We start from the raw sequence: 7,480 nt of genomic DNA on the forward strand, positions 1-7,480 counted from the left end.
ACGGCGTCCATACTCAAGGCACGAATGGCATTGGCAAGCTCTGTACGTGATGTCATGAAATGACTCTCCGGCTATTACGGTTTTAAAATTAAGTACGATGCTAGTTTCTAAGACTAGCATTCAGCGCCTAAACTGCTGATTTTGTAGTTTCTGTCATCATAACCGATACACAGAAGCATCAGACGGATAAAAAAGGCGCGCTATTGTCGCTTAATTGCACTGTTTGGGCAATAAAAAAGCCCGACGGGATGAACCTGCCGGGCTTTAAGTCACGCCATCAAATAATATTAACTCATACGACGTTGTAATCTTATCCCTGTAATGAGCATAAGTATTAGAATAAATAAGTAATTGAGAGCACCTGCGCTTTCTTCGATGTCTGTAGTTTCCTTATCAGAATAGTCATAACCCTCTTCATCCTCGCTAACCAACATACCTTCTTCATTAGATGAGACTTGGCCTTCTGGGCTAAGATCAAATTTCTTTTCTACCATAACGCCATCATCATCAGTCGCCTTAAGAGTAACCTGAAAAGTTGACTTTAACACCTGATAACCTTCCAAAGTTGCCGTCCCATCTCCATTATCATAAAGATTTAAGAAACCTGGAATTTCGGTTGCAGAGATCACTACCGGAGCCTTGTACCCACTGCCTAGCTCAATATCCAACCTGACGTATTCATCAACACCTACGTTCAATGCAGTCGCTGTTAAAAATGTGAATCCTCCTACTGCATTTGGCTTCGCCCCAGCGTTCACTACAGGACTTGCCAAAGTAAGCTGATAATATGCACTACCGACCTCAATAGCCAATGGTGCTAATCCAGCTAATGAGCTTATCGTATCTGTATTGGGGTTAGCTCTACTCGTCAGCGTTCGAGATATTACGTTATAGCCTTCACTATAAAACTGGCCTCCACCAAACTGGAAATCTGCACTGCTTTGAGAACCAGAAGTAATATTTTGAGTAATAATAGTATGCTGCAGATTAATATCGACACCACTACCACCACCACTCCAAGAATAAAGCCCGCCATTAAAACTACGGCCTTCATTGTTGTAAACTGTCACATAAGAAAGATCTATATCAACCCTACTCATACTCGTAAATAACGCCCCACCAATACCGCTTCTGGCATAATTGTCACCGATGGTTGTAAAGCTCATCGTTAACGGGCCGCCGTCATACCACATTGCCCCGCCATACTGGCCTGCTCTATTGCTAACAAGTGCACTATGACTGATGACAGTTGCATCGTCGCCAGACGTCACTTCTACAGCGCCGGCTCCGACATTCGAAGTACAGCAGCCCGATGTTCTTGTACCTTCATTATCAATGAACAACGCCCTGTCGATTGTTAAAGGACCATCAATCTGAGCCAAGCCACCACCAGAAGAGGCAATATTCCCTTCTAATCTCATATCTTTAATAGTAAGAGCTTCACGACTGCGAATTGCTGCGCCAGGTGTTGTCGTTCTGGCATTCTGTAGTGTCATTCTTTCGAGTGTCACAGTCGAAAATTGAGCATTATCGCTATCATCTACGCTGAAAATTCTAGATACGTCTTGACCATCTATAATCGTTTGGCCAATACCCTGCCCTGTAATCCGAACGGCATCGCTTAATACTATTTCCCCTAAAGCAAGACTGAACGTTCCAGCAGGAATCTGAATTACGTCAGAACCACTACCCATAGCACAACCGTCAACGGCTGAATCGTCATTAGCAGATTGAACGGCCTCTCTCAATGAGCAGTTGCCATTATTAGTTATCTCGTCTCCAACCGAGTTAACTGAAATTAAAGCCGCGTTAGCAGATGTAAAAATCCCCAATCCCAAACATATAGAAATACTGGCTAAAAAACTTTTATTCCTTGACATTAAATCTCCCTGACACCCAATCAGATAAACAAAATCCGATAGCGTCCTAATTCTTCAAATAAAATTAAAAACCATTTTTCTCATAACAATACGCATCAAGCACTTGAGGTTAATTATCAGAAAAAAGATCTTATGTAATTAATGATTATATTGATTCTTTAAAAAAGGCCGCATATTGCTATGTGGCCTTCCACCTCTTTTATATCAAACGATATAAATTATGGTGTTGGAGTTACTGGAATCTCTAAGTCAGTTACATCTGGATCAGCAGAGCTGGCCAGAATACTTGCTGAAGAATCCCAAGCACTTGTCAGGTTATTAGCAGGACCAAAAGTATCTGTTGCCGAAACTGCTGCTGTTACGTTTGCAGTAACAACTAAGGTTTTACCATCTGTACTCAAGGTTGCACCAGAAGGCGTACCTGCATCAGCAGGAGTATCTAAAGGATCAATCGTAGCAGTAGATACCTGGAAGCAAGCAGCTACCTCGGCAGCCGTCAGCGTCAGAGTACCCGCTGGAACTGCACAAAGATCACCAAGATCTATACGATGAGTGAAGCTATAAGTCACATCAAAGCTGGTATCAGTTGCCGGCAATGCTGCTGGGGAAATAGCAGACGCCAACTCAAAGTTACCCGTTTTATCTTCAATCACGATTGCGAGCTTATCAACACCGGCTGCATGTGAATTCCAAGAAACACCATTAGCGGCGTCTTTAACAGACGGTGCATACAATACAGATACTACATTTTCACCCACTGGCTTACTTGCTAGCACAGGTGGCGTTGCAGCATCGTCGTCGTTGTCGAATTCACCACGATCGAAGATCGCCAATTTATTCAACGACTGAACTTGACGATTAGCCACACTGATACCACCAGCATAATCAACCGTTAGCAAGTTCAGAGTTACTATCGTTGTATCTTGGTTTGCTTCTGCCATATCAGCGTCAACACTAACCGTATCGGTAGAACCTGTACCATATAAAGAGAATACATCCGTATCTTCTAAAGAGACTGCTTCGTTATAAGTCACTACGATAGAGTCACCGCGGTACTCAGCAGACATTGGGATTGGAGGCATTGCATCTTTAAAGATAACGCGAGCGTTATCAGAGGTTGCTGCAACGTTAGCCGTTTCATCTTGAACCGCACCAGTGAAGTCTAAAACTTTACCGTCATCTGAGTTGGCTAGGGTAATGACATTGTCTACTGCAACGTTTACTAGATCAGCATCATTAACAACCGCATTACCACCTTGATCATTAACGAGTACATCGTTCTGCGCAGTAAAACCTGTCAAAGAAGCCGTGAAGCTAGTTACTGGAATGGTAACACCACCCACTAAAGCAACATCTTCAGAGAAAGCTACACCAACGTTACGAGAGCCCGGCGTCCAAGCAGCCATAGTAGCTTCGTTATAGACAGCAACGCCCCCAGGAATATTGGCGTCAACATCCATTTCCAGCTGGCCATTACTTGCATTAGTCACGTCAGTTTCAAACGCATCCTCCAACGTATCCCAAGTTTCACTGCGCTGCAGGGCCAGACTGTCTGCACCCGCCTGAGGCGTCAATAGAGCAGGGGTTACGTAAAGGTATGGAGTACCAAAAGTAGTATTAGCGATCTGAGATAATTCACCACCGTTACCATAGTCTTGGTTAATTTGTGGCATTCCGCCAGCCGTTAGACCATAACTTCTTTGCAGAACCGTCGTAGGTGAAACCTGATCAGTCAAAGTAATGGAAGCTTCGGCTAACAAAGTTCCCAGAGTAGAAATCGAAGTAACTGTTAATACATCATTAACGTCAACGTTATCTATTAAGATCTCAACCGTTTGACCAGCGTATGCGTCATCAACTTCAATCTGAATCGCATTAGGTTGGCCAGCACCAGCTATCGTTAAGCCAGTCTCAGTGCCAGCAGCAAAACCTACATCACCCGCCAAGTCCTTAGAGATTCCATCTTCATCCTTCAAAGACAGGTTGTACTCTCTGGCGTCAGACAAAGTGAAGTGTACACGTGCACGATCCGTTGTTACCGAAGCTGGTGCATCACCAATACCGGCACCTGTAATAATGCTATCACCCAGCTGCTGCAAGCGTGTTGCTGTCGTTGTTTCAGAATTATTCAACTGCGACAAGTCATCACCAGCACTCGCATTGTCGTTATCGATAAAGTTGCTATTGATTGCCGCTAACAGTTCAAATTCATCATCGCCACGAGGGTCATTATTAATAGGACCGGTAGTTGCAGCACCACTAACATCAACAAAGGCTACTGCGCCAGAGCTAACAACAGGATCTTTGTGAATCTGTAACGCTAGTTCCAGAAAACTATCATCTAGGTCATCAAAATTCGGCAGAGTTCGGCCGAGGTAGTTACCACCAGCGCCTTCATCAAGAGAGTTCATTGCCACATCTTCAAAATCAGCGGTCAGCAGCATGATATTGAATTTAGTACCTGCAGCTAGCGGATTGACGGTAGTGACCGTAAGAGACATACCATCAGCACTTAAAACTGGCGCTTCAATGTCTACCTGCAATGGATAGCCTGATGCAACATCAGTAACCACATACACAGAATTAGCATCTACTTCAGTAGTAATGGCTTCACTGAAGTGAATCACAATTCCCTGAGTACCATCTAGATCATCATTTAATAAAGCACGTGCCGCATTGCTCACAACACCATCTACACTAACAACAAAAGGCTCTTCGCCGTCAACTGAGTGAATTGCTTCTACTGTGATGTCACCAATATTTTGCACAGCAACTTCAGGGGTAGTAGAGAACATGCCATCGTTTGCATCACCGATCACACCATTAGTACTGCCGTCGATATGAGCGTTAGACCAACCTTCAACAATAATATCAAAGTCTGTATCTTCCGGCACAGAAGTCATAGTAAAACGACCTTCAGCATCGGTAGTCGCCATATAAGGCTGAGCGCTATAACCTACATCTTTGCCTGCGTGATCTTGCTGCTGATCATTACCCGCAACTGCGACCAATTCCAAAGCAACAACCGTATCAGCAATGATTTCACCGGTATTCTGATTACGTAAAACACCGGTAACTGTTGCGTTAGTTGCAGGAACAACAGTAATACCCGCACCAACAGCCAGACCTTCACCCAATACAACCACCAATAGACCATCATCTGATGCCAAGGTGTCGTTACCGCCTGAACCATTAAAATGAGACGATGCAACTAGGTTCTGACCAGCTTTAGGTATTACTGTCAAAGTAGCATCTAAGAATCCAGTAGGCGTTTTAACAGAAATTTGTAGAGCATCACCAGCCGCTCCAGGCTGAATAGAAATATCACCATTCTCAGAAGTCGTGGTCTGAGCTAGACCCGTAACAGGGACACCCGCTAACTCATATCCACCCGTGGCATTCGTTGTAGCAACGATACTACCGATGCTGACCGTTGCGCCCGCAATAGGATTACCGTTGGTGTCTTGAACCACACCATAAACGCTAGAGGTTTGTGCTTTCTGTTGAACCACTTCGTGGCGAGCTGAATCTTCAACTATATTGGTCGAAGTCGTGTTTGATTTAGAACTGTCACCATCAATACAGCCTGTTAATGCGATTGCACTTGTTACAACAGCAATAGCTGAAACTAGTTGTCTTTTTTTGAAATGTAAAACGTCCATTTTCGGATCCCTTCAGTCTTAATGAAACGTACTATTTGCATAGCGTGTTTTGTTTAACTAATGATTTTTTTCACGATAAAAGCAAGTGTGTCAAACACACTTAAATCGGAATGCATCCTTTGCCTCCATCAAAATCATTTGATCATAAACACTAGGCTTCAGACCGAAAAAATTCAATCAAAATTTTACAGCTTTGAGGGCTCTTTCTCACGCAACGACAAGAAATCAGAAATAATGACTAGTTTCGCAATTTTCTACTAGTCCTATTTTATTAGAAACTTTCTTGAGAAATGAATACAAATGCCTGCTGAATAGAGCATTAATTCCAAATTTTTCCTACATAGACTACCTCTTTCAGCAATCTATATCAAAATAAATTGATATAGATTGTTTTTCTGTTAAACTGCCCTCCATGTTAGATACAACCGCATTAAAGTTAGTTTCAGATACCGCGTCGGATATTGATGCCTTAGCGGCTCATACCAAAGCCAGCGCTGATCCATTACGCCTGAATATTTTACGTATTTTAGGCGAAGGTTCTTTCGGAGTTTTAGAGCTATGTGAGTTGTTTGAAATAAAACAAAGCAGTATGAGTCATCATTTAAAAATTTTGGCTAAAGCAGGTTTGGTGACTACCAGGCGCGAAGGCAATTCAATTTTTTATCGTCGCTCACTATTAAACGTGGCTATTGGAAACTCTAATTCTGCTTGGTTTGATCTAACTCAGGTTTTATTCCGTACCTTAGATAAAATAGCGCCTTCTGAGATAATCACTGAGCGCTTACAAGGCTTGTATCAAGAACGAGCAAAGAACTCACAAGAGTTTTTTACTAAGCACGCGAGTGAATTTCATGAAAAGCAGGACTTAATTGCCTCTCATGAACAGTATGGTGAAACCTTAGAAGATTTAGTGGCTACGCTCAATTTACAACAAACCACTACGGCGCTAGAGATTGGACCGGGTGAAGGGTACTTGCTTAGCGCATTAAGTCAGCGTTTTCAGCAAGTCATCGGCTTAGATGTATCAGAAGCCATGCTGAAAAAAGCCAATTTGAAAGTAGCTGAACAGGATTTAGAGAACATTGAATTAGTGCATGGCGATTGCCTGTTTGCATTAAGCCAAAACGTGCAGGCCGATTTAGTCACCTGCAATATGGTGCTGCATCATGTGCCAGCCCCTAAAGAAATTTTTAACCACAGCGCTCAATTATTGAAGCCAGGTGGTTGTTTATTAATTACCGATTTGTGCGCCCATGATCAAACTTGGGCACGTGAATCTTGTGGTGATCTGTGGTTAGGGTTTGCTCCTGAAGATTTAACAAGCTGGGCCAAAGAAGCTCAGTTATGCGAGGAGCAAACACAGTTTTTAGCGTTACGAAATGGATTCCAAATCCAATTCAGAACATTCCGTCGCGCTGTGGCATGAAGCCTCAGCTACTATAGAAAATAGGAGACACACATGAGCGAATATTCGATTTTTACTTCTGAGTCCGTTTCAGAAGGACACCCAGACAAAGTTGCCGATCAGATTTCTGATGCGGTTCTGGATGCCATTATTGCCCGCGACCCGCATGCGCGTGTTGCTGTAGAAACGCTAGTAAAAACTGGTATGGCGGTTGTTGCTGGCGAAGTAACAACCTCTTGCTATGTTGATCTTGAAGACATCGTTCGTGATGTGATTACAGGCATTGGTTATAACAGTTCCGATGTGGGTTTTGACGGCGCAACGTGTGCTGTGCTAAATGGTATTGGCAAGCAGTCTGTAGACATTAACCAAGGTGTTGACCGTGCTAAACCTGAAGATCAAGGCGCCGGCGACCAAGGTTTAATGTTTGGTTATGCGACAAACGAAACTGAATCGTTAATGCCTGCACCTGTTTATTACGCACATCTATTGGTTCAACGCCAATCTGAGTTGCGTCGTAATGGCACACTTCC

The 7,480-nt window shown here is 43.3% G+C and carries 4 protein-coding genes; 2 read left to right on the top strand and 2 right to left on the bottom strand.

All coding sequences use genetic code 11. The features are described 5' to 3' along the window. Positions 1 to 287 precede the first annotated feature (287 nt). On the bottom strand, positions 288 to 1,880 hold the full coding sequence (locus tag Q0688_RS15595; RefSeq protein ID WP_299078785.1) for a CSLREA domain-containing protein: 1,593 nt from the start codon (positions 1,878 to 1,880) through the stop codon (positions 288 to 290). Between the two features lie 218 nt (positions 1,881 to 2,098). Then, a complete protein-coding gene (locus tag Q0688_RS15600) occupies positions 2,099 to 5,542 on the bottom strand; it encodes a carboxypeptidase-like regulatory domain-containing protein (RefSeq protein ID WP_299078788.1) in 3,444 nt (1,147 codons plus the stop codon). 412 nt (positions 5,543 to 5,954) lie between these two features. Here Q0688_RS15600 and Q0688_RS15605 point away from each other — a divergent pair, with 412 nt between their 5' ends. After that, complete coding sequence (locus Q0688_RS15605; protein ID WP_299078791.1) at positions 5,955 to 6,968, top strand: metalloregulator ArsR/SmtB family transcription factor; 1,014 nt, start codon at positions 5,955 to 5,957, stop codon at positions 6,966 to 6,968. Between the two features lie 33 nt (positions 6,969 to 7,001). Continuing rightward, positions 7,002 to 7,480, top strand: a 479-nt coding sequence (locus Q0688_RS15610) for an S-adenosylmethionine synthetase N-terminal domain-containing protein (protein ID WP_299078794.1), incomplete at its 3' end; no start/stop codon positions are given.

The sequence above is a fragment of the uncultured Paraglaciecola sp. genome, from assembly GCF_937123705.1.
In the GTDB taxonomy this organism is placed as follows: Bacteria; Pseudomonadota; Gammaproteobacteria; order Enterobacterales; family Alteromonadaceae; genus Paraglaciecola.

What these genes read in the sequence shown, in the direction of transcription:
- Q0688_RS15595 (WP_299078785.1), bottom strand. Translation starts at nt 1,880, where the DNA reads ATGTCAAGGAATAAAAGTTTTTTAGCCAGTATTTCTATATGTTTGGGA.
- Q0688_RS15600 (WP_299078788.1), bottom strand. Translation starts at nt 5,542, where the DNA reads ATGGACGTTTTACATTTCAAAAAAAGACAACTAGTTTCAGCTATTGCT.
- Q0688_RS15605 (WP_299078791.1), top strand. Translation starts at nt 5,955, where the DNA reads ATGTTAGATACAACCGCATTAAAGTTAGTTTCAGATACCGCGTCGGAT.